Origin of the sequence: Streptomyces sp. NPDC059785, assembly GCF_042732375.1 — a bacterium.
Classification (GTDB): domain Bacteria; phylum Actinomycetota; class Actinomycetes; order Streptomycetales; family Streptomycetaceae; genus Streptomyces.
Genome location: NZ_JBHWHV010000014.1, coordinates 80,200 through 105,004, shown reverse-complemented (window position 1 = coordinate 105,004; position 24,805 = coordinate 80,200). Strand labels below are relative to the sequence as shown.

Here is a 24,805-nt window from a genome sequence, read left to right as displayed (position 1 = left end):
CCCACCCCTTCCGACGCCCCGTCCCGCCCTCCCCCGGCCTCTCTTCGCCCCGTACGAAGGCGGTCGCGCGGCGCGGCGCGTCCCGTGCGGAGAAGGAGGCAGCCGCGGAGCAGGACGTGCTCGCGAAGATCGCCGAGGTGCCGGAAGCGGACCGGATCCTGGCCGACGGCCTACGCGTTGAAGGAGCTCAGCGGGTCGAGTCGACGATCTCCTGGGTGCCGATGACGGTGAGCAGGTCGAGCAGGCCGGCGCTGTCCATGCCGACCGCGGGGGTGAACCAGAGCAGTCGTTGACGGCCGTCCTCGCTGAAGAGGTTGAGGCAGTCGACCTCGACCAGGCCGAGCGTGGGGTGGTTGAGGCGCTTCCGGTCGTCGCGCCGGAACGCCACGTCGTGCTCGGCCCAGAGCGCGGCGAACTCGGCGGAGCGGCCGAGCAGCGCGCTGACCATCGAGGCGGCTTCGGTGTCCTTCGTGTCCCGTCGGGCGGCGGCTGCTCTGAGGTCGGCGACGAAGGCGCGGGACTGGGCCTCGTGGTCGGCTTCGGGGTAGAGCTGCCGGGCGGCGGGTTCGGTGAACCAGCGGTAGACGAAGCTGGCCCGCTCGCCCCGGTAGCCGGACTGGTCACCGAGCAGGGCCATCGCGAGGGGATTCTGCACCAGGGTGACGTGGAGGTCGGTGATGACCTGCGCGGGTGTCGAGGTGAGAGGTTGCAGCAGGTCGAACATGCCGGGGTGGACGTGGGAGGCGGGCCCGCCCGGTACGGGTACCGGGCGTCCGGCGAGATGGTAGAGGTGGTCGCGTTCGTCGGCGCTCAGGCGCAGTGCCCGGGCCAGCGCGGCGATCATCTGCTCCGACGGCTGGGAACCGGCTCCGCGTTCGAGCTCGTTGTAGTAGTCCACGGACGCCCCGGCGAGCTGGGCGACTTCGTCACGCCGGAGCCCGGGCACGCGGCGGCGGGGCCCGGTGGGGAGACCCACCTCGGCGGGACGGATGCGCTCGCGCCGTGACCGCAGGAAGGAACCCAGTTCGGTGTGTTTCGCGGAACCCATGCGCTCCATTCTGCGCTTGCCCGTGACGCGGACACAGGGGATGAGATCCCCTGGCTCCACCGTCCGGCACCGCCCACCCTGGAGAGGTGAACGAGGCCGGTCCCTCCCGACCTCGTCGAATCCATGCTCAGTCCAAGGAGAAGCACCGTGCCTTTCGCCCATTTCAAGGTCCCCGCCGGCACCCTCACCACCGAGGACAAGAAGAAGCTCGTCGAGCGCACCACCGACCTGTACGCCGAGATCTACGGTGAGCGGGCCCGCCCCACCACCGTCGTCCTCGTCGACGAAGTCCCCGACGGCGGCTGGGGCGTCGCCGGCAACGTCCTGACCGCCGCCATACTGAACGGCGACGCCTGATTCCGCTCATCAGTACCGTCAGGCCATGGCTGTGACGGAGCCGTTGCCGGTCCGATTCCGTGAGTCGCGCTCCGGGCTCGCGAACACGGCCAGACGCAACACGGCGTAGCGGCCGATCCCGACGAGCGCGGTGGCCGACAGATACACCGCCTGCTCCAGGACGATCCCGGCGCCGGGCCGGAGCGCGGCCAGCAAGCCGACGGCGGCGGACGTGACCATCCACCCGAAAGCGATGGTGGCCGCGCTCTTCAGGTGGCCGGCCAGACCGGGTCGCCCGTGGCCGAACGAGACGCGGGCGTGCAGCTCGGTGGCGACCAGGGTGGAAGCGACGGTGGTCAGCGCGTTCGCCGCCACCCACGGGATCCACTGCGAGAGCGCAATCAGAACCGCCGAGGCAGCCAGGGTCACCCCGCTGCCCAGCCCCGCGTACCGTCCGAAGGACGCCGCATGCCGGCAGACCGGTCGCAGACCGTCCATGGCGCTCCCCTCCCGAACCGCTGCCTCCAGCGGGACCGTCGTCGTCATACGGGAGAGCGTGTACGACCCCGCATTCAGCGCGGTTTCAGGAAGTTCTCAGGGTGCAGGCGGTGGTGAAACGAGGACGGTGCGGACGACAGTCGGGCCGTCGCTGAGACCATGACGGCATGACGGCTCTTCGTCATCAGCCCCCGCGACCCCAACTCCAGGTCGTGGAGGTGGACACCCGCGAGCCCGACCGGCTCGGCGTCGTGGTGCGTTGTCTGGCGAGCACGCGGCTCGGCGCCCGTTTCCTCCGCGTGGATCGACGCGGAGTCGGTATCTGTTCGATCCATTTGACCGTCGAGGAGATTCGCCGGTACCCACGGGTCGTGGTCAGCGAGGTGGCACCGCCGCACGCGGCCCGTGTCGTCCTCGTGGGGACGGGCGCGCATGAAGTCCGTCTGCAACCAGGGGACGTCCTGCTGGGCAGCGCCCCAACTGCCGCCTCGCCCACGGGCATGGGCCCCTGCCCCCGCGATGCGTGACCGCAGACGCAGTCCATGCCCACGCGGCCGAACTGACGGCACATGGCCCTCCTGCCACCGCAGCGGTCGAGGCATACGATCGACTCCGTATCGAAGCGGTGCGCGGATCCGATGAAGCCTCGGACAGCGGGACATCGCCGACACCGTCCACTGGCTGCCGGCAGGGCTGTACCCGGCCCGGCAGGGCTGTACCCGGCCCGGCGGCACGCGTCCAGTCCGCCGAGGCACTGCGGCGCTGGACCGGCAGCTCGCCGACGAACCGCCGGGCCCCGACGCCGGCGGGTGCTACCCGTCGGCGTAGCGCAGGAACTGCCAGCCCAGCACGGCCAGGGCGAGCGTCTGCACGAAGGAGACGAGCAGCAGCAGAGGCCCGACGGCCCCCGAGCACCAGAACGCGCCCACGCAGGTCATCGGCAGTGCCGAGTACGTGAACAGGTCGACGGCAGTCTGGAGCCGCTTGCGTGTGGCACGGCTCGCGTCACTGCGGTGGTAGCCCTCCCAGCCGAACACGGCGCCACGGGCCTCGGTGAGTTCGGCGAGGCGCGGCCCCAACTGGTCGCGGATGTAGCGGCCGACCGCCGAGATCTTCTCGTCGTTGACCAGGTAGGTCCAGCCCAGGACCAGGCAGACCACGGGAACGGCGAGCAGCAGTTGGGGCTGCCCCTTCTGGACGGTGGCGGCCAGGACCGCGGTGGACGCGGCGAGCGTGAAGTAGAGGAGGTTGTCGCGGAATCCGATGCGGGTCTTCTGCTCCTCCTTGATGCGGTCGTACTCCGCGAGCAGCAGCCTGCTCTCGGTGACGTCCTCTGTGACGCCCACGGCATCCCCCATTCACGTCACTGCCCATTCACGGCGCATGCCCATTCACATCGCTTGGCCGTTCCCAGGGCCCGGATCGCTCAGTCGGTGGCGAAGAAGGTCGGCGGGTTGTGGGGATTGTTCCGGTCGAGCCAGCCCTTTCCGTCCGCCGCGATCCCTTCCAGCAGCCGGAAGGTGTGGATGAAACCGGCCGCGTTGAGGTTGATCTCGGCGATCTGCTGGGCGTTCTCCTCCGGAGCGAGTTGTTCCGTCTCGGCGTCCTTGACGCGGATCTCCCTGGAGGGCCCGTTGGTGAGCACGAGTTCCAGGTCGTAGCCGTGATCAGCGCGTTCGGTGACGTGGATGGAGGACAGCGCGTCGAACCGGTAGTTGCTCCGCTGCACGTTCGCGCGCTTCGCGTCGGTGAAGTCGTACTCCGCGCTGATCTCGCGCACACCGTCCCCCGAGATCAGGAACAGCCGGAAGGCGTAGCGCGAGTACCGCCAGGGCCCGCCCTTCACCCGTCCTCGCATGTAAGGGCGTGCGGGTGTCATCAGGATGGTGTGGGTGATGATGTCGCGCCAGGCGAGCTGGTGCTGACGCAGCGCCTCATCGACGAACATGGTCTTGTCGCAGGTGAGCCAGGTCTCCATCTCCAGCTCGCTGGGCCGCGTGGCGTCCAGGTACGTCTTCCACTTCTGGTACGCGTCCTGCCGGGCGGCCAGGGTCTCCTCGTACTCCCGGGTCTCCTCGGCCAGCCGGTGTTCGCCGGCGCGGACGTGCAGCCACGACAGCGCGGCGGTGCGTCCGGCCCAGAAGGCGACGATCAGGGCGAGGATGCCCAGCAGTGTGTTCGACGCGCCGGACACCGTCGAGATCAGGGCCATGGCCGTGAAGCCGAGAACGGCGAAGGCGATGACGACCAGCGCCTTGACGGCCGCCGGTGTCTGTTCCTGTCGGCGGGAGTCGAACAGAACGCCCTTGTGGTAGCGGTCACGGGCGTCCTCGGCCAGGTAGCGGATCAGCCAGCCGATCCGGTCCACGCTGACGCGGCTCTCCCGGTAGAGAGAGGCGATCTCGGCGATGAGGCCGTTGCGGATGTCGGCGGTCAGGTGCAGCCACTGGTCCGGGGCGAGGTCGCGCGGCACACGGTGGGCGAAGTAGTGGTCGAACGACCGGCGGACGTCGTTGGTGAACCCGTCCCCGGCGGAGGCGGAACGACCCGGCTGCGAGGACGGGGAAAGGTTCTTCCGCCGGTGTTCGTGCTGCCACCACTGCGGGCCGAAGTGCGCGACGGCGAAACCGGCGCCGAGCGCCACCAGCAACTCGATGACGGCCGCGGCCGGATCGGCGGTCAGCGCCATGACCCAGAGGAACGCGGTGGCGACGGCGCACAGGCCGGCCCGGACGGTGAAGTTCGCCTGGGCGGCGGAACCGGTGTCCGCCCGGGGCGGCTCGGCCCGCGCCCCGATGGGCTCGGGCTCGAAGTAGGCCCAGACCCGGTTCTTCCGGTCCGCGCTGAGCTGCTCGGCCATGGCCCGCTCGCGGGACTCGGCCCAGAGGCCGTCCTTCAGTCCTCCGGTGAGGACGAGGTCGAGGTGGTGCAGGATCAGGTCACGCTGGCGCGGCGTCAGCTCCCGCAACCGCTTCAGTACGCCTGCGGTGTCGCCGTCCGGGTCACTGAGGGCCGCCAGCAGCGCGAAGGTGACGCGCAGGGCGGTCTTCCACTCTCCGGCGACGTAGCTGCGTACGTGTGCGGACGCCTGGTGCAGTTGCTGGAGCTCTTCGGAGTCGAGGTCGTGCAGGGCGCGCTTGCTGAGCATGGCGAGCACCCAGTGGAAACGGACCTCCGCGTCGTCGTATCCGCGGGCGATGGCGTCGCCGATGAGTTCGCGGGCGCGGCTGGGTACGCCGTTCTGAAGGAACCGCACACCGACCTTGTACTTCTCTTCGGGCGACGCCTCCGGACCGACGAAGTACACGTTGGAGTTGTGCACCGTCTCGGCCTGGATTCCGACGGTGGAGCCGTCCGCGGCCGTATTGGCCGTGAAGGTCATGTTGTCGGTCATGACAGACCACCCGCCGCGGTGATCAGCGGTTCCAGCATGGCTGCCAGCTCGTCGTGGTCGGCGACCAGACCGCGTAACCTCTTGAGCGCCATGGTCGCTTCCTTCCGCGACTCGGACGCCTTCTTCCTCGCCGCCCGGCCGGCGATGTCCAGTTCGGCCCGCGCCGCCTGGCAGGTGTCCTCGTCGAGGGCGCCCTCGGCGCCGGCCCGGTCCAGGTGCTCACGGAAGCCGTCCAGCTCCGCGGCCAGGTCCGTCGGGCCGGACGCCTGGGGGCGCCCATTGAAGTGGACGTTGCTTCCGGTGACCGTGCGGGCCATGATCCCGACCTGACTGGACCGGGCGGTGTTGCTGACCTGCTCTCTGAGCTTGTCGGTCCTGCCGGTCCTGTAGTACTCGTTCATCGCTATCTGCTCCTGTTCCCCGATCAGTTCCGCGGCCAGCCGGACGGCGAAGGCCGCCGCGTTCGCCGCGGCCCGTGGTTGCCAGTTACGGTCCTCCGCGCTGCTCTTCGTGCCGTCCGCCCGGTCGCTGATGCCGCGGATGACGGCCACCGGCGCCCCGTTGAGATGACCGGCCTGCGCCACCCCGGCGGCTTCCATCTCGATCGCGAGCGCGTCGTTGTAGTGCTGCCGGATCCATTCCGCCTCGGCGGAAATCCGCGAATTCTGTACGACCTCACCGGCGGCGATCGCACCGAAATGCACCCGGGTCGCGCTTTTGTCGCCAGGCGGGCCGCCGGCCCAGTCGCCCGCGCGGGCCAGATGCGCACCGAGCTGGCTGATGCCGTGCGGCGCCTCCCACGCCCGGGGGCGCGCCTTGAGTCCGTCGTCCTCGCTTGTCCCGCCGTGGTACGCGTACACGTGGGTGGCCATCACCACGTCGCCGAGCCCGGTGGATTCCCACAGGGCACCGGCGACGCCGACGAACAGCACGGCCACCGGCGAGAATTCCTGTATCGCGCGCTCGGCGAGCACCGCGGCGGGATGATTTCCCTTGTTCGTCAGCGCGAGCGCCACACGGCACGACGTGCCCGGCACGGTTCCCACTTCGAACCGCGTGCCACGTCGATGACGGTGCAGCCGGGGGCCGGCCAGATTCCGGCGTACGGCCTCGTATTCGAGATTGAGGGCGGTGAGTACCACCACCAGGTCCTTGGACACCTATTCCCCTTCCTTTTTCTCTTTCTCTTGCGTCGCGGGCGGCTCGGGCTCTTCCGCCGTGGGCGGCTCGGGGCGGATCAGTGGTGGGGACAACACCGTTCGGGGCCCGGCCCTGAACAGCCGCGCGGGCCGCCCTCCCGTGGTCCTGCGTCCCGATCCCGCGGGAGTGATAAATCCCTTCACGGCCTGTACTTTCCGGTAGAAATTACGGGTGTCGAGCGCGGTTCCCCATACCGCCTCGTACACCTGCTGCAACTCGGTTATGGTGAAAAGTTCTCCGCAGAATGCCGTGGCCAGCGCCGAGAACTCGAGCTTCGTACGCGCCCGTTCGACGCCGTCCGCCACGATCAGGCCGTGATCGAAAGCCAACTCCGTCCGCCCGGACAGGACGGTGTCCACGGGCACCCATGAAGCGGCGCTGGCGTCCGTCCCCGCGACCGGCTCGGGCAGCCCCGGCGCGATCGCCAGGTGGGCCACGGAGACGACGCGGCCCCTCGGATCGCGGCCCGAGTCGCCGTAGGTGGCCAACTGCTCGAGGTGCAGCGGCCCGCCGTCCAGAGCGGTCTCCTCGCCCAGCTCGCGGTGCGCGGCGTCCAGGATCGACTCACCGGCGTGATTGAGGAAACCGCCGGGCAGCGCGAGCATGCCCGCGAACGGCTCCTCGCCCCGCTCCACGAGCAGGACGCACAGGCGTCCCTCGCGCAGAGTCAGGATCACAAGATCGACCGTCAGCAGTACGGGAGGCGGTGTCCATGAGTCAACTGGCATGACTGCCACGGTACTTCAGTTTCTGTCATTTGGACAAGAAGTGCGGAGCGACGGCTGCTCGGAAAGCGGAGCGACGGCTGCCCGGGAAATGGACGGCGGCATGCCGTGGGGCGGCGCCCGCCGACTCCTTGGAGACTCCGGCCGGGTCAGTGCCGTCCCAGTGTGCGGCTCGCGCCCGCCACCACCGCCGTCGCCAGTACCCATCCCGCGAGGACCAGGACGATCGCGACGGCCTTGTCCGCCCCGGCCGGGTCCCACGCCGTGCGATATCCCAGCCCGGCCACCGGGACGACCAGGTCGAGGGCGTACAGCACGGCGTCCCGGTCCCGCCGGGCCCCGCCCGCGGCCGGCGCCGGCACGTGCGCGGCGAACCACAGTGACCCGGCCCCGACCAGGGCGGCGAGCCAGGCAAGGGCGCGCCCGGGAGCGTAGCCGTAGCCGAACAGGACGTCCTGGAGCCGGCCCCACACCCGGCCGGGCAGCCGCTCCGACGCGTGCAGCCGGCGTTCCCTTGCGCGGCGCACCAGACGGGCCGCCCGTTCGTCACCGGCCCGCTGGTAGGACAGGGCGAGCTGCTCGAAGGAGCCCGCGGTCACACCTTCGTCCAGGGCCAGCCACCGCAGGCGCTCGCCGGCGCCCACGGGCTCGGTGGCGGCGAGCCGACGACGACCACGTACGCCCATGGAGATCTGCACGGCGGCAATGTGCTGGTGTGCCAGCACCGTCATCCGATGCCGGTACTGATCGACACAAGTGAGTTCGGGCGGCTCAACTGGGCGGCGGACGCGGCTCGATTCGCCGTGGACCTCTTGATGCGGTCGGTGGACGCGGGGGTGGAGTCGATGTTCTTCACCCGGTTCCCGTACTGGCGGGAGCTGGCCCTGTGCCTGGGCCGCCGGACCGCGCCGCCGGTACCGGAGTCGCCGACGCCGGGCACGCGGGCGGCCCTGGCGGCCTTGGCCTGGCTGGTCGCCCAGCTGCCCGCGGTCTGTCCGGACGCGAGGGAGCCGGGGCGGGCGTGGGAGTGGCAGGTCGTGCTCGCCGAGTACTTCCTGCGGGCCGCGTGCCACCCGGACGTGCCCCCGCCGAAGCGGGCGGCGGCACTGGTGGCAGCGCACGATCAGGTGAAGGAGGCGAAGGCGCTGCTGCTTGGCTGAGCCCGAGAACCAGCGGAGTCGCAGCGGCAGCAGCTCGCCGCACATCACCGAGTCGACCAGGTGCCAGGTGTCGTCGGCGTGAACCAGCTCGGTCACCAGGACGCCTTTGCCATGCGGACCGGATCACGCGATCGCGTCAGAGGGTGATCGCCGGGAGCAGTGTCAACGGCAGTGCCGCCACGTCCCGTGCCGAAGACAGCCATGACCGTGTCCCCCGTATCCTCCGCTCGGCGCACGGCGTTCAGCTTCGCACCGCCGGTGGACGACGCCGCAGCCTGGGCGTTGGAACCGGACGACTTCGCCGACCGGCTGGTGTCACTCGATACGGACGCGTTCCGCCGGCCGGCGGCCTGTCCGGCATCGCCCGGGTGCCACAGGCGTACCTGGACGAAGTGGCCGACTGCGCCTGATCGGCCTGCACGGCCATCCAGGTCACGGCCCTCCACCACCGCCTCGGCCTCCCGCACATGACCTGCGTCACAGTCCGAGCGTGTTTCGACCCGCACGTGCGCCGCCGGGCGTGTGTAGGGCAAAAATTCTCCCCGATTCGCGATTGAGGGTCGTTCATGCGTACTTGGAACTTGGGCGTATTCGCCGCCGGGGCCGTCTCCGGCGTCATGCTGCTGACAGCGTGTGGCGCCGGACCCCAGGCAACGGCTTCGAAGCCCGGAAAGACCGAGAAATCGGTCGCGCCTTCCGCGAAGCCGTCGAAGGACTCGGAATCCGACGTCAGGAAGCTCGATGCGGATGCCGGTCCACCGCAGCACCTCGAGCAGGCTGCCGGAGGGTACGAACAGTCGTTCTCACCCGCTTACGACTACGACGGGAACGGCTGCTACGCCACGCCGGCCATCGGAGCGGACGGAACGCTGGCTTCTGGTCTCGGGCTGGGCGGCGCCGTGAACGGCCACTGCCGCGACCTCTCCGACCTGCAGAACTCTCAGACCTATGCCCGCTCCAAGGCCGACAACGGATGGGTCGCGGTCATGTACGCGAGTTACTTCGAGAAGGACCAGTCCTCGGAGGGCGTCGGCGAGATCGCGGGTGGCACCAACGGCCACCGCAATGACTGGGAGCACGTCGTTACGTGGATCAACCAGTCGACCAACCAAGTGGAGTACGTCTCGGTATCGCAGCACGGCAAGTACAAGACGTACCCGCGCTCCGAGGTCCAGTTCGAGGGAACCCACCCCAAGGTCGTCTACCACAAGGACGGAGGTTTCACGCACGACTTCCGGATCGCGAACACCAATGACGAACCGCCGGAGAACCATCTCGGCACCTGGGTCTTCCCTCCCATCGTCGACTGGAACGGCTGGCCCAGCGCCGAACTCCGCGACAAGCTGATGAACGCCAGCTTCGGCGAAGCCAACTTGGACATCAGAGACAGCTCGTTCCCCAGCAAGCTGGCGGACGCCAAGCCTGCCGAGGTCCCGTTCAACCCGGCTGCCTGAGCGCAGCGCATCATGACCGCGACGGGGCCCCGGCCCTGTCCGGACCATCGATGGGCCGGCCGGAGGGATGACCCTCTCCGGCCGGCACCGTTGGGGTCACAGCAGTTCGGACGTGACCTGCGGGAGCAGGAACCACAGCAGGTTCAGCAGCACGGGCGCCCGCAGCACCGTCAACGCCCAGCCGGTCTTCCGCAGGGCGGGGCCGCCGCGGAGTACGAGCGCGGTACTCATTGCCACGGAGATCGCCGTGGCCAGCGCGATCCGCCGCACCCACGCCTTGGATTCGAGGTCGATGTAAGGGTCCGCGCAGGCCCAGACGGTGGCCGCGAGAGCCAGGGCCATGGCCACGGCGGCCTCCATCAGGAGGAGCGCGCGGTGCCGGGAGCCGCGGGTGCCGGCCGGCTCCGTGGTGGTGGCGGTCAGGGATTCATCGGTCACGAGTACCACTCCGGCCACACCTTGCAGATCCAGATCTTCATGTGAGGCTCGACCTTCCGCCGGGTGCTGAGGGCCTGGTGCTCACGGCGGGTACAGGTGCGGCGTTGGCGTGCGGGGACCGATCGCGCGAAGGCAGCCAGGCGTCGGCCATCCTGTCACTTGCCTTGAGCCGCGGCTGTCGCTAGACGTGCCGGCGTGCCGTCCCGACGAACGCGTCGATCAGGGCTCGAGTCGCGTCCCGTCGAATGACGACGTCAGCGCGGTCCTCCGCCCGATCGATCGTGCCGACCGTCGTGAAAGCGTCGACCGCGACGGCGATGAGCTCGGGTTCGTCGGTGATCAGCTGGAGTTGGAACAAGGCATGCTGCGTGCTGGAGCGCAGCTCGAACGACCGGCCGCGCAGCACGACTTCGTCCTCTGCGTCGCGGCCCTCATGTACACAGAACCAGTGATGCAGCATGGCCTGGCGGAAGTCGACGAGCAGTCCGGCGTACGTGCCGAAGACCTCCAGCCGCTCCTGGCGCAGCCGCTCGTCGCGGGCGTTCCGCTCCAGGCGCCGTGCCGATCGCTGCTGGAAGACATGCGTCACCGTCGAGCCCAACAGGGTGCCGAGAACCGCGATGACACTCGTGACTATGGCGTTCATGAAACACCATGCAATCAGACACCCGACGTGACCGTCTGGCTCCGCGGTCTCGACCCCGGGGTCTCGCCGACCGGAGGCGCACGGGACGCGGCGCTCATCAAGGCCCTGGCCCACCGGCGAGCAACGCCGGCCAACCGGTGCCTCGGTCACCGCAGACTCACGGACCGGGCGGTGTGCGGCCTCCGGACGGACCGGCCGGGGCGGCGTACAGGACGAGGTTGCGTTCGTAGCGGCCCGCGCCGCTGTCGTAGGGGGCGGCGCAGGTGACAAGGGCCAGGCGGGGCGGGCCGGTACGGGCGAAGAGGTCGGCGGGGAGGCGCTGTTGGCGGTAGAAGCGGCGGGCGGTGACGCGGTAGGGCCGTGCCGTCCCGTCGGCCCCGGTCACCGTCACCCTGGCGCCCAGGGGAATGTCGTGCAGCGCGGCGAAGGTGCCGAGCCCGTCCTCACGGGAGTCGACGTGCCCGGCGATCAGGACGGTGCCTGCGGCAGCGCCGGGCCGGGCGCCCAGCGCCCACCACCCGCCGGTGCTCAGGTCCGCCGGCAGGCGCAGGGTGCCGTCGCGCCGCGCGGCGACCGGGACGACGGCGGCGTCCAGACCGGCCGGTCCCCGGACCCGGACCGGCGGCGACGTCTCCTTCGGACTGCCGGTGCCGGTGCGGTGCACGGCGGCGGGCAGCGTGCCCGCGTCGCCGATGTCCGCCGGGGCCGTGTGCCACGTCAGCCAGCCGGCGACCGCCGTGCCCAGCCCGCAGAGAGTCATGAGGGCGGCGGCCGGCCGGTGACGTATCACGCGTCCTACTCCTGGCCCGCGCGACGCCGGGAGTACGCCAGCCGGCCCATGCCCGCGACGGCGAGCAGCCCGCCGCCGGCCATGCCGGCCGCGCCGAGGGCGGAGGAGCCGCCGACGGCGGCCAGGTGCCCGCCGCTGCCTGCGCGGACGGTGCCGGCGTCCCGGGCTGCGTGGCAGGCGCCGTCGCGGACCATGTCGAGGTGCATCGCCACCACCGGGCGGGCGGTGCGGGCGGCGGCCATCGCCTCGGCGTTCGTGCCGTCGGCGAGCTCCTGGTCGATCAGCTGGAGGGTGGTGCGGTGCGCGGCGGCCTGGGCAGTGAGCCACGCCTGGTCGTACGCCTTGCTGCCGGCCTTCTCCTGCACGGCGGCCAACTGCTCGCGTTGCTCGGCGGAGGGCGACCTCGGCAGCGTCACGCCCAGCTTCCCCGCGAGCGTCTTTCCGTCGGAGTCCAGCTTGGTGTGGTCGCGCACCAGCACCTCGCCGACCTTCTTCACACAGTCGCTCATCGCGTGCGAGCGGGTGTCCTGGCCGGCCATGATCTCGGTGAGGTTGCCCTGGTGGACCTTCATCAGGAACGTCGAGTCCTGATCGCTGACGTCCGCGGCGAACGCCTGGGGCACGGAGACCCCGGCCAGCGCGACCGCCACGGCGGCGGACACCAGTATTCGTCTTGGCATGGGTACTGCTCCCTTCGGGACCGGCCGGACGGCACACGGGCGGCGCCCGGCGGTGGGCGGAAAGGGGCGCGGACTCGGCGCCCAGCACCATCACTGCCAGCCTGGCGCCCGCTCCTACCGCCCACCGCCGCTCCCTCACCCGGCCAGCCGACACGCCCGAGCCCGGGGGGCGGTCTCTACACCCATGCGTCAGGACGGACGGTGCCACGGTCAGGGGACGAGCAGGCATCGCTCACCGGACGCGGCGAGGCCCCGCACCGGCTCAGGAAACCGGGAAAGCGGCAGCGGCGTTATCCGGCTCTGCCGACTGAGGCGGGCAGACGCCTCCATCCCGAGAATACTCAAGTCGTAATCGTGTCCATGGCACGGCGACCGGCCACGCCCACCAGACCTGTGCCCTGCAACTCACGCTGCCCAGGGGCTCGTCAAGTAACGCGTCTGAGGCCGATGCGTACCAGGGCCCGTGCGCCATCGACGAGCAGGACTGGGCACCGTCGATCTCCCGTCGCCCGGTATGCAGGCCCTCGCCGAAGCCGTGAGCAAGGCCGAATAGGCACTTCGGAACCGCCTGTGAACCCGTCGTGCGGACATCGGCGTTTCGGCCAACCTCCGTGCTTACCACACCCGTTGTGCGGGGCGGGTCGATGCATCCCCCGCCCTCCGGCGCCGCTCTGTCCCGGGGTTCCGGGAACGACCGGAAAACACCAGTTCGAAATGGAGCCCCGGTCGTTGAGCCTCACGACCATGCCGGATGACTGTCCAGGGAGGGCCCACATTGACCTCGGCCGCCACGAACGAGCAGCAGCACACCGCGCCGCCCCCGCCGCCGCCACCCGCAGAGATCACGTACAGCGGGCAGTACTCCGTCAATCCGCTCGCCGAGGTCTCCTTCCGGCGGATGTGCGCGCAGATCCCGGCCGTCCTGGGCCGGATCGCCCGGCTGTCGTGGCGCACCGACCGGCGGGCGGTGCAACTCCTCCTCGGCTGCCAGGTGGTCACGGGCGCCTCGGCCGCCGTACTGCTGACCGCCACCGCCCACGCCATGCAACCCGTCCTCGGGGACGGCACCGCGGGCGAGCGGCTGCGCGGCGCCGTGCCTGCGCTGCTGGTAGTGGCGCTCGCCGCCGCGCTGGGCCGCAGCGCGGCGGCGGTGGCCACATACGCCGAGCGACGGATCACCCCGCGGCTGACGACGGAGACGGACACCGCTCTGGTCGAGGCGGTGTGCCGGGTCGAGGCGGCCGCGTACGCGGAGGACGGATTCTCGGACCGGCACGAAGCGGCCGAGATGGGCGTGATCCGCACGCACGTGATGGTCACCGACGCCCAGCGCTTCCTGTCCGCGCTGATCCGCATGGTCACCGCCGGCGGAGTGCTGTCGGTACTGAACCCGTTGATGCTGCCGCTGCTCCTGCTCGCCGTGCTGCCGGCCGGCGTCGGCGCCGTCCTGACCGCCCGGGTCGACTACGAAATCCACTACGCCAACGTCGCCGACCGCAACGTGCGCGGCATGATGCGCTGGTGGGCGACCACGTCGAAGTACGGCGACGAGGTCCGGGCCAACTCGATGACCGACTACCTCGTCTACTGGTACCGGGCCCTGTCCGACCGATGCGACCGGCGCACCCTGGCCGCCGCGCCGCGGACCCTGCGGATCGCCCTGCTGTCCGCGCTGGCCGGCGGCGTCTTCCTGGTGGCGACCTGGTCAGCGCTGGCGTGGCTGGCGGTCTCGGGCCGGATCGAACTCGCGGTGGCCGCGACGGCCGTCATCGCCGTGCAGACCACGCTCGCCGCGCTCTCCCAGGTCGTCGTGGGCGGTGCCGCGGTCTTCCACACCAGCCTGTACCTGGGCGACATGCAGTCCTTCCTCGACGAGGCCGCTGCCCGCGCTCCCCGGCGCGGCCCCCGCGCACATGCCGCGCCGACCGAGGAGATCCGGCTCGAGGAGGTCGTCTACCAGTACCCGGGCAAGGACAAGCCCGCCGTCGACGGGGTCTCCCTCACCCTGCGGCGCGGCCAGATCCTCGCGATCGTCGGGGCGAACGGCTCGGGGAAGTCCACCCTCACCCGCCTGCTGACCGGGATCTACCTGCCGGACAAGGGCAGGGTCACGTGGGACGGCACCGACCTCGCCGCCGTGGACCCCGCCACGGTGTGGGCGCACACCGGCCTGGTGCCGCAGATCTTCGCGCAGTGGCCGCTGCGGGTCCGCGAGAACGTCACCCTCGGCCAGCCGCGTACGCACGACGACGCCCCGGTGTGGGAGGCCATCGACGCGGTCGGTCTGCGCGAAGCCGTCGACGACCTGCCCGCGGGCCTGGACACCCTCCTGTCCCGCGACGTCTTCGGCGGCTGTGAGCTCTCCGGCGGACAGTGGCAGCGCGTCGCCTGCTCACGGGCCCTGTACCGGCGCCCGGGACTGCTGATCCTCGACGAGCCCACCTCCCAGATGGATCCGCGCGGCGAGCACCAGATCTTCGAACAGATCAAGGCCATCGCCGCCGACCGCATCACCATCGTGGTCACCCACCGCCTGGAGAACACCAAGATCGCCGACCACATCGTCGTGATGGAGCACGGCCGGATCACCGAACAGGGCCGCTACGACGACCTCGTCCACGGCGCCGGAACCTTCGCCGAGCTGCTGGAGCTGTCCCAGGACCGCTGATCGCCGGCGCCCCCGCCTGTCCCGCCACGCGGGGGCGCCGTCTCGATGAGATGCAGCAGATTCCAGGAGTCAGTCGCGCACGAGGAGCACCAGACCCGCGAGCACGACGGCGAGGATCACCGCGGCCACGCGCGCCTAGACGCCGCCGCTCGCCTGGACGCCGCCGCCACCGATGCCGGCCTGAGCCAGGACGCGCAGCGCGTGCTCGAGGCGCGGCTTGTCCAGGATTTCGCCGTCGAGGCGGGCCGCGCCGCCGTCCGAGCGCCGTGCCGCGTCGGCGACCCGGCGCGCCCACGCGACCTCTTCCCCGGTGGGCAGGAACGCGCGGTGCACCCCGGGAAGCTGGCGCGGATGCAGGCACAGCTTGCCCCCGAAGCCCAGGTCGCGACTGCGGCGCGCCTCCCGCTCGGTGATGTCCGGGTCGTCCAGGGCGAGGGTCACCCCGTCGACGGGGGCGGCGAGTCCGGCGGCGCGCGAGGAGTTGACCAGGACACTGCGGGCGTACAGCAATGCATCCTCGGCGGGCGGACGCGGGGTGGCGGCGATGTCGTGGGCGTAGTCGACGCTGCCGAAGACCAGGCGTACGACGCGGTCGCACTCGGCGATCCGGTCCGCGTCGCGCACCCCGCGCGCCGATTCGATCAAGGGCAGCAGGGCGACCTCCGCCGGCAGCGCCGCGGCCGTGGCGGCGGCCGTCACGGCGTCGGCCTTGGGCAGCATCACCGCGGCCGGGCCCTTGCCGGTCGCGTGGGCGGCCAGGACAGCGGCGAGGTCCGCCTCGTACCAGTCGGTGCCGGCCGCGTTGATCCGTACGGCGACGCCGGTCAGGTGCGGCCATGCGACAACCGACTCGCGGGCCTCGTCCTTGCCGCCGGGACCGACGGCGTCCTCCAGGTCGATCACGACGAGATCGGCACCGCTGGCCGTCGCCTTCGCGAACCGGTCGGGTCGGGAGCCGGGCACGAACAGGACGCTGCGGGCGGCCCCGATCGCCGCGGCCGTGACCGTACCGGCGGCGCGATCAGCTGCCGCCGCCGGCTTCGGGTTCTGTACCTGCGCCTTCTCTTCCTGCGCCTTCTCTACCTGCGCCTTCTCTTCCTGCGCCTTCTCTTCCCGCGTCTTCTCTTCCCGCGTCTTCTCTTCCCGCGTCTTCTCTTCCCGCGTCTTCTCTTCCCGCATCACAGTTCTCCTCGAGTCGTACGCGGCTCCCGCGCCGCAGCCGGTGGCACGGTGTCCGAGCCGATCTCGTCGAGTGCCTTGTTGGTCGTCCGCTCCCCCAGGACGACGAGGACCAGGCCCATCAGCAGGGCCATGGCGGCCAGGTAGACGAAGACGGCGGCGAAGCCGAACGTGGTGTAGATCCAGCTCACGGCCACGCCGCCGATCACTCCGGAGAGTCGCCCGAAGCCGGTGGCGATGCCCGCCCCCAGGCCCCGCAGCGGGGTGGGGAACACCTCGGGGATGTAGGTGTACTGCACGGCCACGCCGCACTGGAGCAGCATCGTGGCGAGGAAACCGCTGACGATCAGTGCGGTGGCGCCGTCGATCAGGCCGAACGCCAGCAGGAGCGCGGCCACGCAGGTCTCGATGCCCAGCAGCAGCCAGCGCCGGTCCCAGCGGTCGATGAACGGGATGGCCAGCAGCGCGCCGGGCACGGCCGCCGCCGCGAGCACGGAGGTGACGGTGAGGCTCTCGGACTGGGTGTACCCGTTCTCGACGAGGAGCGTGGGGACCCAGGAGTTGAAGCCGTAGAAGCACAGGATCAGGAAGACCGAGACGAGCGAGGTCGCGATCAGGCGGCGCCGGTTGCGGCCGGTGAGCAGGTCGGCGAGGCGCGCGCGGGGCAGCGGCGCGGTCTCCGCGGGCGGCGGCAGCGGGGCGCCGGTACGTGCGACGGCCTCCTTCTCCAGCCGGGCGACGAGGGTGAGCGCCGCGTTCTCGCGGCCGTGCGCGACCTGCCAGCGGACGGACTCGGGAAGGATCCGGGCGGCGACGAGCACACCGGCGACGCCCAGCGCGCCGACGACGAAGACCCACCGCCAGCTCTCCGGGCCGAGCGGGATGACCAGCCGGGAGACCCACGCCGATACGGGCACGCCGATGAAGCCGAGGACGAGGATCCACGACTGGTAGCGGCCGCGCAGGGCGCGCGGGAACATCTCGCTGACCCACACCAGCAGCACTCCGGTCATCGCCTGGAGACCGACGCCGGTGAGGAAACGGGTGGCGCCCAGTTGCCAGGGGGTGAGCGACAGGGCGGACAGCAGGGAGAAGCAGGAGTAGAAGACGACGGCGCCGAGCAGTACGCGGCGCCGTCCGAGGCGGTCGGAGAGCCGTCCGCCCAGGAGCGCGCCGAGGAACATGCCGGCGAAGCCGACGGAGGTGATGATGCCCACGCCGTCGAGCGACAGGTCCCACTGTTCGCGCAGGCGGGGGGCGACGTAGGCGAAGGTGTTCAGGTCGATCAGGTCGAAGCTGAAGAGGAAGCCGAGCAGCAGGGCCCATCTGCGGTGCGACGTGGTCGCCACGGGGATGCGGTCGAGCCGGGCCGTCGCCGACGGGGTGCCTGCCGCTCGTTTCGACACGGGCTCGGAAGGGGGCTGGCCGGTGGTGGGCGTTGTCATGGTGTCTGCCTCGCACGGTCGTTGGCGGGCTCGTGGCGGCTGGAGCCGGACGGCTCATCTCCGCGCGGCGCGCGTCGCGGGACCGGGGGCGGACGGGGGCGTCCGGCACCGGTACGTGTCCCGCGAGCTGTGTCGCGAGCTGTGTCGCGTGTCACGACTGCGTGCACAGTAAAGGTCCTACATTTTTCGACGCAAGACCCATGCATCATGAAGTTCTTTTCGCCGCTTCAGCGGCAAACGGACGGGGCGGGGCGCCGCTTCAGCGGCAAACGGACGGGGCGGGGCGAACCCCGGCCGAGTCGGACCCGCTCAGTCCCGGCCGCCCCCCGACCCCTTCCGCACGACATCCACCTGCGTGACGTCGATACGCGTGTACGTGTCCCGCAGCGCCGCCAGGTGTGCACGCATCGCGCGGCTCGCCGCGTCCGCCCGGCCGGCTCGTACGTGCTCCAGGATCACCGCGTGCTCGTCGGCGACCGTGCGCCAGAAGGAGGCGTCCGCGCGTTCGCGCAGGAAGCGCTCGCGCAGCACCGAGAAGACGGGCTGGGTGACCATGTCCAGAAGGGGGTTGCCCGCCGCCCGCAGCAGCAGTACGTGGAAGTTGCTGTTGGCGCTCCAGCGGGCGCCTTCGGGGGCGTCCTGGCTGTCCACGACCACGATCGAGGAGGCCAGTCGCTCCAGGTCGGCCTCGCTGCGGCGGCGGGCGGCGAGACCGGCGGCGGGCACCTCCAGCATCGCGCGCACCTCCAGCAGTTGCGGCACGGAGACCCTGCCGCGGCTGAGCAGCCCGAGGGAGGCGCGCAGGTACTCGGAGACGTCCTCGAAGGAGGGCTCGGCGACGAACGTGCCGCCGTTCACGCCACGGGTGGTGGTCAGCAGTTTCTGGGAGGACAGCACGCGCAGTGCCTCGCGGAGCGTGTTGCGGCTGACCCCCATGCGGGCGGTCAGCTCGCTCTCGGAGGGAAGCCGCTCCCCCGGCAGCAGTTCACCGCTGAGGATCATGTCGCGCAGGGCATCCGCGACGCGTTCGTATCCGGGCTGGGGGCGTCCGCTCGACTGCATGCCACGCACGCTACCGGCCGTCCGGGATCTGAAGAACCATCTCGCGCCCCGTCGGCGACCTGCCCGCAAAGCAGCGGACTCCTTGACGAAATAAATGTCCTACATTTAGCGTCGCCGACACATCCTCCATCGCCCGGAGTCGAACCGGAGTCGAACCGGGAGTCGAGCCGGAGGCGCCCGCCCCTCGGGGGTGGAGGTCGGAAGGAGCACGTGCCATGAGCATCAAGCCCGGATGGCAGGGCCGGTACTACGAGGACTTCACCGTGGGGGACGTCTACCAGCACCCGTTGGGGCGCACCGTGAACGAGACCGACAACACCTGGTTCACGCTGCTGACGATGAACACCAACCAGGCGCACTTCAACGAACAGGTCGGCGCCGGATCGGAGTTCGGCAAGCCGCTGGTGGTGTCCACCCTGACGCTGGCCATCGCGGTCGGCCAGAGCGTCATCGACGTGACCCAGAACGCCTTCGCCAACCTCGGCCTGGACGACGTGAAGTTCACCCACCCCGTCTTCGCGGGGGACACGCTGTGGACGGAGTCGGTGGTGCTGGCCAAGCGCGAGTCCGGCTCCCGCCCCACCGCCGGCATCGTCACGGTGCACTCGCGGACGCTCAACCAGGACGGCGAGGAAGTGCTCAGCTTCAAGCGCTCCTTCTTCGTGCACAAGCACGGCGCGGCCGGTGCCGAGTCCCGCTTCCCCACCGCCAAGAAGCCCCTGCCCGTACCCGTACCCGAAGCGCCCGCACCGGACGTACAGGCGACGGAAGCGCCCGCGCCGGACGCACCCGACGTACCCGACGCACCTGTCGCACCTGTCGCACCGGAAGGGAGCGCGGAGTGAGGCCGCTGGAGGACGTCCGCGTCGTCTCCCTTGAGCAGTACGGCGCCGGGCCGTTCGGCTCGCTGCACCTGGCCGCGCTGGGCGCCGAGATCATCAAGATCGAGGACCCGAGCTCGGACGGCGACATCGGGCGGTACGTCCCGCCGTTCAACGAGGGCCAGGACTCCCTCTTCTTCGAGTCCTTCAACCGGAACAAGTCCTCCGTCGCGCTGGACATCCGCAGCCCCGCCGGGCGCGAGGTCTTCGAGGACCTGGTGCGCTCCGCCGACGCCGTCTACTCCAATCTGCGCGGCGACGTCCCCGCCAAGCTGGGCATCCGCTACGCGGACCTGGCGCGCCTGAACCCCGCCATCGTCTGCTGCTCCCTCACCGGCTTCGGCATGGAGGGGCCGCGCAGCGCCCAGCCCGGCTACGACTACGTGCTCCAGGCGCTCGCCGGATGGATGTCGGTCACCGGGGAGCCCGGCGGCCCGCCGCAGAAGTCCGGCCTGTCGCTGGTCGACTACAGCGGCGGCCTCGTCGCGGCCCTCGCGCTCACCGCCGGTGTGCACGCGGCCCGCAGGGACGGCCTGGGCATGGACTGCGACCTGAGCCTGTACGACACTGCGATCGGCATGCTCACCTACGTCGGCACCTGGCAGATGAACGAGGGCTGGCAGCCGCGCCGCACCTCGCACTCGGCGCACCCCTCCCTCGTCCCGTTCCAGGCGTTCGAGGCGAAGGACGGCTGGCTGGTCGTCGGCTGCGCCAAGGAGAAGTTCTGGCAGCGGCTCACCGAGGTCATGGGCCGCCCCGAGCTGGCCGCCGACCCGCGCTTCGCCACCTTCACCGACCGCGGCGTCCACCGCGACGTACTGATCCCGATCCTGGAGGAGGTGCTGCTGACACGGACCGTGGCCGAGTGGCTGGAGCCGATGCAGGCCGCGTCCATCCCCTGCGCCCCGATCAACGAGGTGCACGAGGCGCTCACCGATCCGCACACCCTCGCGCGCGGCATGGTCGTGCGGACCGAGCACCCGCGCTACGGGCTGATGTCGTCCGTGGCCTCGCCGGTACGGGTCGGTCCGCCCCTCACCCCCGACGAGCACCGCCGGGCCCCGCTGCTCGGCGAGCACACCGAGTCCGTACTGCGCGACCTCGGCTACGACGACGCGCGCATCGCGGACGCCCGCGCCCGCGGCGCCTTCGGCGAAGCCCCTGGCCCTTCGCTCCCCTCCCCCGCCCCGTAACCCTCCGCTCAGCCCGCTCAACCCGCAGCCCCTACCACCTCTCCGGAGAGCGCCGTGGATTTCAACCTCAACCAGGAACAACAGATGTACCGCCGGATGCTGCGCGACTTCGTCGAGCGGGAGATCGTCCCCGTCGCCCGGGAGTACGAGCACGCCGGCCGCTACCCCGCCGAGATCGTCGAGACGATGAAGAAGCTCGGCCTCTTCGGCCTGGTCATCCCCGAGGAGTACGGCGGGCTCGCCGTGGACACCGTGTCCTTCGCGCTCACCTTCGAGGAGATCTCGCGCGGCTGGATGGGCGTGGCCGGCATCCTCGGCAGCCACTCGGTCTCCTGCTGGATGATCAGCCGGCACGGCACGGAGGAGCAGAAGCGCGCCTATCTGCCCGGCCTGGCCACGGGCGAGCGCCGCACGGCCTTCGCGCTCACCGAGCCCGGCGCCGGCACCGACCTCCAGGGCATCCGCACCACCGCGCGCCGGGACGGCGACCACTACGTGGTCAACGGCACCAAAATGTGGATCACCAACGCCCGGTACGCCAACCCGCTGCCCGTCCTGGTGAAGACCGACCCCACCGCGAGCCCGGCGCACAAGGGCATGTCGGTCCTCCTCGTGGACACCGACTCGCCGGGTTTTGAAGTGACCAAGGACATCGGCAAGCTCGGCTACAAGGGCCCGGAGTCCTGCGAGGTCGTCCTGACCGACGTACGGGTGCCGGTGTCCGCGCTGCTCGGCGGCGTGGAGGGACGCGGCATGCAGCAGGCGCTGTCGTCGCTGGAGACCGGCCGGATCAACATCGCCGCGCGCTCGGTCGGGGTGGCGCAGCGGGCGTACGACGAGGCGTTGTCCTACGCCCGTGACCGGCAGGCGTTCGGGCAGCCGATCGGCGACTTCCAGGCGGTACAGCTCCGGCTCGCCGAGATCGCCACGCAGCTCCAGGCGGCCCGGCTGCTGACGTACTGGGCGGCTTCGCAGATGGACGCGGGCCGGCGCATGGACACCGAGTCGGGCATGGCCAAGATCTTCGCCTCGGAGACGGCGCTGCGCTGCGCCACCGACTCGATGCGCATCCACGGCGGTTACGGCTACTCCACGGAGTTCGAGGTCGAACGGCTCTACCGGGACGCGCCGCTGATGTCGATCGGCGAAGGCACCAACGACGTACTGCGCACGGTGGTCGCCAAGTCGCTGCTCGCGGGGAAGGCGGAGGTCGCGTGACGGAGCGTCAGTGGGAGGCACCGGCGCCGCGGGACGCGACCGGGACGGAAGCGGGAACGGGGGCAGGTGCGGGTGCAGGTGCGGAGGCGGGGCTCGCGCACCGTGTCGGTCGCTTCGCCGCCGGGCTCACCCTGGACGTCATCCCCGAGGACGTCGCGGAACGCGCCCGGTACCTGATGCTCGACGCCGTGGGCCTGGCCTTCGTCTCGGCCGACCGCGACTTCGCCGAGGCCGCGGCGGCGGCCGTCGGCCCGGACTCGGTGACGGGCTCCGCACGGACCGGCGGTGACTGTCCCGTACTGGGCCGCCCGGAGCGTCTCGAGCCGCGTGACGCCGCCGTGCTGAACGGTGTGCTCATCCACGGTCTCGACTTCGACGACACCCACATCGCCTCGGTCACCCATGTCAGTGCCAGTGCCCTGCCCGCCGCGCTGGCCGCGGCCGTACGGGCCGACGCGGGCGGCGACGAACTGCTCGCCGCGTACGTGCTCGGCATCGAGGTCGCCGCCCGGGTCGGTCTGGGCGGCGCCGGTCACTTCCACGACGGGGGCTTCCATCCGACGCCGGTCGCGGGCGCGTTCGGGGCCGCGACGGTGGCCGCGAAGCTCGCCGGTCTCGACGCGGACGGCATCGCGACCGCGCAGGGGGTCGTGGGCTCCATGGCGGCGGGGCTCCTCGAATTCCTGGAGGACGGGGCGTGGACGAAGCGGCTGCACCCCGGCTGGGCGGCGATGTGCGGGCTGACGGCGGCGTCCTTCGCGCGGGCGGGCTGGAGCGGCCCGCCCGCGGTGTACGAGGGACGCTTCGGCCTCTACAACACCCACCTGCGGACCCCTGAGCGCACGGCGCGGCCGGAGGCGGTGGCCGAAGGGCTGGGTACGGCATGGGAGTTGATGCGTACGGCGGTCAAGCCGTACGCATCGTGCCACTTCACGCACCCGTTCATCGACGCGGCCCTCGCACTGCGGCGCCAGGGCGCGGACCCGGCCCGGATCACTCGCGTCACGGCGGGCATCCACCCCGTCCCGGGCAAGGTGATCGCCGAACCGCTCGCCGCCAAGCGCACGCCCCGCAGCGAGTACGACGCCAAGTTCAGCCTGCCCTTCACGGTGGCCGCCGCGCTCGTGCGGGACCGTTTCGGGCTGACCGAGCTGAGCACGCCGGCCCGGGAGAGCGAGGACGTCCTCGCGCTGGCCCGCCGGGTCGAGGTGACCGACGATCCCGAAAGCGCCTTCCCCAGCGCCTATTCGGGGGTGCTGAGCATCGAACTCGACGACGGGCGGGTGCTCACCCACCGCGAACAGGTCAACCGCGGCCACGACACCCGGCCGCTCACCAACGCCGACATCACGGCGAAGTTCCGAGAGAACATGGCCACCCGAACCGGCGCGGACGACACGGTCACCGCGCGCGTCGAGTCAGCGGTACTCGGCCTCGGCAAAGCCGCAACGGACAACACCCCACCCCTGACGGCCCACCAGTTCGCAGAGACCTGCTCCTCCGCGCCTCGCTGACAGCACCGAACCATTGAAGCCCGAGCAACACACCTGTGACGGTCCGTCGGCTGCACCGACGGACCCGAGAGGTGGGAACCTCTCGGTCACCCGTCGCGACCACCGCGACGGGGCAAGAGGTGCTCGTAATCGCATGCGGCGACGGCCCGGTATCCCGTCGTCCAAAGGGACCGCAGAATCTCCGCCGTCTCCGCCGCGACGTCGACGAGCGGTGCATCGGTTCTGGGTTCGCATTCCAACACAGTGGGCCAACCGATGAAGTCGCCGTCCGAGGAGGCCGTCGCCTCGTAGTCGTTGTGCGCCCACTCGATTTCTTGAAGCTCGGATCTGAGCGTCTTTCCGTCGATCGACACCCCGGCCAGGCGCTTCACCAGCACCTTGCCCAGGACGTCCCAGCTCCGCACGTCGACGTAGATCACGCACTCCAACTGCACTTCAGTGCACACCGCTTCCCTTACGAGTTCCGTGGACCAGCAGCCGTCCGGCTCGCCGTCGATCGCCGCACCGGCACCGAGCCCGACGGCGGACGCCCGCTTCTCTTCTGACGACGCCGTCGCGATGACACATCCCGCACCGCCCGCATCGATACCCTCCCGCAAGCTGGCCGGCCCCAACCTACGCCGCTCGTGGACGATCGCTAGGCGCGCCGTCGCGGAGACGCGAGCCGTCGAGGTGTGCGGACGCCGTGGTGGGCGGGCACGGCGCGGTCGGGCACCATGGCGGTCATGACGGATACGGAGCGGCGGGCGGTGGACTGCTTCGTCTGCCGGAAGCACCGGGATGTCACGCTGATGCCCGGAGGGCCGGTGCACGAGGACGACCTCGTGGTGGTCTCACATCTGTCCCCGCGGGCTCCCGGGCAACCGGAGGAGGTCTACCTCGGACACCTCCTGGTGGAACCACGTCGGCACGCGGCCGGGCTCGCCGACCTCACCGATGAGGAAGCCGGACGCGTCGGCCACTGGAACGCGGCGGCCGCCCGGGCGCTTCGTGACGTGGCGGGCGCCGACCACGTGTACGCGGCCGTGATCGGGGATCAGGTGCCCCACCTGCACGTGCATCTCCTGCCCCGCTACCCCGGCACACCCCGGCAGTACCGGTGGACCCGGGTCGACGAGTGGCCCGGGGCCCCGAGGGGCCGTGAGGCAGCCGTCGGCGAGTTCGTCGGGCGTCTGCGGGCCGGCCTGCTGCGGGGAGGGCGCCCCGGAGGCAGCCGATCCGTCTGACCGGCGAGAAACGAAGGGCAGCGGGCGCGGTGGCCCGGCCGACGGCGGGT

25 protein-coding genes are annotated in these 24,805 nt (G+C 70.9%); 10 read left to right on the top strand and 15 right to left on the bottom strand.

The features are described 5' to 3' along the window. Positions 1–187: 187 nt before the first annotated feature. Positions 188–1,048, bottom strand: coding sequence for a helix-turn-helix transcriptional regulator (locus tag ACFV6E_RS13715; RefSeq protein WP_385461453.1), 861 nt, complete (start codon positions 1,046–1,048; stop codon positions 188–190). A 147-nt stretch (positions 1,049–1,195) separates the two neighbouring features. Between ACFV6E_RS13715 and ACFV6E_RS13710 the strand changes: the two genes are divergently transcribed. Then, the gene (locus tag ACFV6E_RS13710; RefSeq protein ID WP_385170215.1) at positions 1,196–1,405 is read left to right on the top strand and encodes a 4-oxalocrotonate tautomerase family protein; all 210 of its coding nucleotides are present in this window, start codon (positions 1,196–1,198) and stop codon (positions 1,403–1,405) included. Positions 1,406–1,423: 18 nt separating this feature from the next. Here the strand turns inward: ACFV6E_RS13710 and ACFV6E_RS13705 are convergent, their stop codons facing one another. Then, a complete protein-coding gene (locus ACFV6E_RS13705) occupies positions 1,424–1,930 on the bottom strand; it encodes a hypothetical protein (RefSeq protein WP_385461450.1) in 507 nt (168 codons plus the stop codon). A gap of 119 nt (positions 1,931–2,049) precedes the next feature. On the opposite strand from ACFV6E_RS13705, the gene ACFV6E_RS13700 reads away from it, so the two are divergent. After that, the gene (locus tag ACFV6E_RS13700; protein WP_385170219.1) at positions 2,050–2,409 is read left to right on the top strand and encodes a hypothetical protein; all 360 of its coding nucleotides are present in this window, start codon (positions 2,050–2,052) and stop codon (positions 2,407–2,409) included. A gap of 285 nt (positions 2,410–2,694) precedes the next feature. Here the strand turns inward: ACFV6E_RS13700 and ACFV6E_RS13695 are convergent, their stop codons facing one another. The 5 genes from ACFV6E_RS13695 to ACFV6E_RS13675 form a co-directional block, all read right to left on the bottom strand. Further along, the gene (locus tag ACFV6E_RS13695) at positions 2,695–3,240 is read right to left on the bottom strand and encodes a hypothetical protein (protein WP_385170222.1); all 546 of its coding nucleotides are present in this window, start codon (positions 3,238–3,240) and stop codon (positions 2,695–2,697) included. Between the two features lie 68 nt (positions 3,241–3,308). Next, positions 3,309–5,276 carry a hypothetical protein gene (locus ACFV6E_RS13690; protein ID WP_385461447.1) on the bottom strand — a complete coding sequence of 656 codons (1,968 nt, stop codon included), beginning with the start codon at positions 5,274–5,276 and terminating at the stop codon, positions 3,309–3,311. Further along, a complete protein-coding gene (locus ACFV6E_RS13685) occupies positions 5,273–6,436 on the bottom strand; it encodes a purine phosphorylase (protein WP_385461444.1) in 1,164 nt (387 codons plus the stop codon). The genes ACFV6E_RS13690 and ACFV6E_RS13685 overlap by 4 nt, the downstream gene beginning before the upstream one ends. Next, on the bottom strand, positions 6,437–7,204 hold the full coding sequence (locus ACFV6E_RS13680) for an NUDIX domain-containing protein (protein WP_385170231.1): 768 nt from the start codon (positions 7,202–7,204) through the stop codon (positions 6,437–6,439). A 146-nt stretch (positions 7,205–7,350) separates the two neighbouring features. Further along, positions 7,351–7,932 (bottom strand): hypothetical protein, encoded by a 582-nt coding sequence (locus ACFV6E_RS13675; RefSeq protein WP_385461441.1) that lies wholly within the window; start codon positions 7,930–7,932, stop codon positions 7,351–7,353. Between the two features lie 3 nt (positions 7,933–7,935). Between ACFV6E_RS13675 and ACFV6E_RS13670 the strand changes: the two genes are divergently transcribed. Together ACFV6E_RS13670 and ACFV6E_RS13665 are read left to right on the top strand one after the other, a co-directional pair. Continuing rightward, positions 7,936–8,361 (top strand): hypothetical protein, encoded by a 426-nt coding sequence (locus ACFV6E_RS13670; protein WP_385170236.1) that lies wholly within the window; start codon positions 7,936–7,938, stop codon positions 8,359–8,361. Positions 8,362–8,927: 566 nt separating this feature from the next. Then, on the top strand, positions 8,928–9,815 hold the full coding sequence (locus ACFV6E_RS13665) for an NPP1 family protein (protein WP_385461438.1): 888 nt from the start codon (positions 8,928–8,930) through the stop codon (positions 9,813–9,815). 96 nt (positions 9,816–9,911) lie between these two features. Here the strand turns inward: ACFV6E_RS13665 and ACFV6E_RS13660 are convergent, their stop codons facing one another. The 4 genes from ACFV6E_RS13660 to ACFV6E_RS13645 form a co-directional block, all read right to left on the bottom strand. Continuing rightward, entirely contained in the window at positions 9,912–10,253 is a 342-nt protein-coding gene (locus ACFV6E_RS13660; protein WP_385461436.1) for a hypothetical protein, read from the bottom strand. A gap of 181 nt (positions 10,254–10,434) precedes the next feature. Beyond that, complete coding sequence (locus ACFV6E_RS13655) at positions 10,435–10,899, bottom strand: hypothetical protein (RefSeq protein WP_385174096.1); 465 nt, start codon at positions 10,897–10,899, stop codon at positions 10,435–10,437. Between the two features lie 157 nt (positions 10,900–11,056). Further along, on the bottom strand, positions 11,057–11,689 hold the full coding sequence (locus ACFV6E_RS13650) for a class F sortase (protein WP_385174093.1): 633 nt from the start codon (positions 11,687–11,689) through the stop codon (positions 11,057–11,059). Between the two features lie 5 nt (positions 11,690–11,694). Continuing rightward, a complete protein-coding gene (locus tag ACFV6E_RS13645; protein ID WP_385461433.1) occupies positions 11,695–12,369 on the bottom strand; it encodes a DUF4142 domain-containing protein in 675 nt (224 codons plus the stop codon). 775 nt (positions 12,370–13,144) lie between these two features. On the opposite strand from ACFV6E_RS13645, the gene ACFV6E_RS13640 reads away from it, so the two are divergent. Further along, the gene (locus ACFV6E_RS13640) at positions 13,145–15,037 is read left to right on the top strand and encodes an ATP-binding cassette domain-containing protein (protein ID WP_385461430.1); all 1,893 of its coding nucleotides are present in this window, start codon (positions 13,145–13,147) and stop codon (positions 15,035–15,037) included. A gap of 135 nt (positions 15,038–15,172) precedes the next feature. Here the strand turns inward: ACFV6E_RS13640 and ACFV6E_RS13635 are convergent, their stop codons facing one another. The 3 genes from ACFV6E_RS13635 to ACFV6E_RS13625 form a co-directional block, all read right to left on the bottom strand. Further along, positions 15,173–16,216 (bottom strand): aldolase/citrate lyase family protein, encoded by a 1,044-nt coding sequence (locus ACFV6E_RS13635; RefSeq protein WP_385461426.1) that lies wholly within the window; start codon positions 16,214–16,216, stop codon positions 15,173–15,175. Then, positions 16,216–17,661, bottom strand: coding sequence for an MFS transporter (locus ACFV6E_RS13630; protein ID WP_385461423.1), 1,446 nt, complete (start codon positions 17,659–17,661; stop codon positions 16,216–16,218). Before ACFV6E_RS13630 ends, ACFV6E_RS13635 begins: the two co-directional genes overlap by 1 nt. 309 nt (positions 17,662–17,970) lie before the next feature. Continuing rightward, entirely contained in the window at positions 17,971–18,723 is a 753-nt protein-coding gene (locus ACFV6E_RS13625) for a FadR/GntR family transcriptional regulator (RefSeq protein ID WP_385174081.1), read from the bottom strand. A 215-nt stretch (positions 18,724–18,938) separates the two neighbouring features. On the opposite strand from ACFV6E_RS13625, the gene ACFV6E_RS13620 reads away from it, so the two are divergent. The 4 genes from ACFV6E_RS13620 to ACFV6E_RS13605 are packed head-to-tail and all read left to right on the top strand — an operon-like array spanning position 18,939 to position 23,529. Then, the gene (locus tag ACFV6E_RS13620; RefSeq protein WP_385461420.1) at positions 18,939–19,568 is read left to right on the top strand and encodes a MaoC family dehydratase; all 630 of its coding nucleotides are present in this window, start codon (positions 18,939–18,941) and stop codon (positions 19,566–19,568) included. After that, positions 19,565–20,797 (top strand): CaiB/BaiF CoA transferase family protein, encoded by a 1,233-nt coding sequence (locus ACFV6E_RS13615; protein ID WP_385174075.1) that lies wholly within the window; start codon positions 19,565–19,567, stop codon positions 20,795–20,797. The genes ACFV6E_RS13620 and ACFV6E_RS13615 overlap by 4 nt, the downstream gene beginning before the upstream one ends. Before the next feature lie 54 nt (positions 20,798–20,851). After that, positions 20,852–22,015, top strand: coding sequence for an acyl-CoA dehydrogenase family protein (locus tag ACFV6E_RS13610; RefSeq protein ID WP_385461417.1), 1,164 nt, complete (start codon positions 20,852–20,854; stop codon positions 22,013–22,015). Beyond that, positions 22,012–23,529 carry an MmgE/PrpD family protein gene (locus ACFV6E_RS13605; protein ID WP_385461414.1) on the top strand — a complete coding sequence of 506 codons (1,518 nt, stop codon included), beginning with the start codon at positions 22,012–22,014 and terminating at the stop codon, positions 23,527–23,529. Before ACFV6E_RS13610 ends, ACFV6E_RS13605 begins: the two co-directional genes overlap by 4 nt. Before the next feature lie 86 nt (positions 23,530–23,615). On the opposite strand, the gene ACFV6E_RS13600 is transcribed toward ACFV6E_RS13605, so the two are convergent. After that, positions 23,616–24,128: a hypothetical protein gene (locus tag ACFV6E_RS13600; RefSeq protein WP_385174068.1), complete on the bottom strand. Its 513-nt coding sequence runs from the start codon at positions 24,126–24,128 to the stop codon at positions 23,616–23,618. A 126-nt stretch (positions 24,129–24,254) separates the two neighbouring features. Here ACFV6E_RS13600 and ACFV6E_RS13595 point away from each other — a divergent pair, with 126 nt between their 5' ends. Further along, the gene (locus ACFV6E_RS13595; protein ID WP_385461411.1) at positions 24,255–24,755 is read left to right on the top strand and encodes an HIT family protein; all 501 of its coding nucleotides are present in this window, start codon (positions 24,255–24,257) and stop codon (positions 24,753–24,755) included. The last annotated feature ends 50 nt before the right edge of the window (positions 24,756–24,805 follow it).

What these genes read in the sequence shown, in the direction of transcription:
- ACFV6E_RS13715 (WP_385461453.1), bottom strand. Translation starts at nt 1,048, where the DNA reads ATGGGTTCCGCGAAACACACCGAACTGGGTTCCTTCCTGCGGTCACGG.
- ACFV6E_RS13705 (WP_385461450.1), bottom strand. Translation starts at nt 1,930, where the DNA reads ATGACGACGACGGTCCCGCTGGAGGCAGCGGTTCGGGAGGGGAGCGCC.
- ACFV6E_RS13700 (WP_385170219.1), top strand. Translation starts at nt 2,050, where the DNA reads ATGACGGCTCTTCGTCATCAGCCCCCGCGACCCCAACTCCAGGTCGTG.
- ACFV6E_RS13695 (WP_385170222.1), bottom strand. Translation starts at nt 3,240, where the DNA reads ATGGGGGATGCCGTGGGCGTCACAGAGGACGTCACCGAGAGCAGGCTG.
- ACFV6E_RS13690 (WP_385461447.1), bottom strand. Translation starts at nt 5,276, where the DNA reads ATGACCGACAACATGACCTTCACGGCCAATACGGCCGCGGACGGCTCC.
- ACFV6E_RS13680 (WP_385170231.1), bottom strand. Translation starts at nt 7,204, where the DNA reads ATGCCAGTTGACTCATGGACACCGCCTCCCGTACTGCTGACGGTCGAT.
- ACFV6E_RS13675 (WP_385461441.1), bottom strand. Translation starts at nt 7,932, where the DNA reads ATGACGGTGCTGGCACACCAGCACATTGCCGCCGTGCAGATCTCCATG.
- ACFV6E_RS13670 (WP_385170236.1), top strand. Translation starts at nt 7,936, where the DNA reads ATGCCGGTACTGATCGACACAAGTGAGTTCGGGCGGCTCAACTGGGCG.
- ACFV6E_RS13665 (WP_385461438.1), top strand. Translation starts at nt 8,928, where the DNA reads ATGCGTACTTGGAACTTGGGCGTATTCGCCGCCGGGGCCGTCTCCGGC.
- ACFV6E_RS13655 (WP_385174096.1), bottom strand. Translation starts at nt 10,899, where the DNA reads ATGAACGCCATAGTCACGAGTGTCATCGCGGTTCTCGGCACCCTGTTG.
- ACFV6E_RS13645 (WP_385461433.1), bottom strand. Translation starts at nt 12,369, where the DNA reads ATGCCAAGACGAATACTGGTGTCCGCCGCCGTGGCGGTCGCGCTGGCC.
- ACFV6E_RS13635 (WP_385461426.1), bottom strand. Translation starts at nt 16,216, where the DNA reads ATGCGGGAAGAGAAGACGCGGGAAGAGAAGACGCGGGAAGAGAAGACG.
- ACFV6E_RS13630 (WP_385461423.1), bottom strand. Translation starts at nt 17,661, where the DNA reads ATGACAACGCCCACCACCGGCCAGCCCCCTTCCGAGCCCGTGTCGAAA.
- ACFV6E_RS13625 (WP_385174081.1), bottom strand. Translation starts at nt 18,723, where the DNA reads ATGCAGTCGAGCGGACGCCCCCAGCCCGGATACGAACGCGTCGCGGAT.
- ACFV6E_RS13620 (WP_385461420.1), top strand. Translation starts at nt 18,939, where the DNA reads ATGAGCATCAAGCCCGGATGGCAGGGCCGGTACTACGAGGACTTCACC.
- ACFV6E_RS13595 (WP_385461411.1), top strand. Translation starts at nt 24,255, where the DNA reads ATGACGGATACGGAGCGGCGGGCGGTGGACTGCTTCGTCTGCCGGAAG.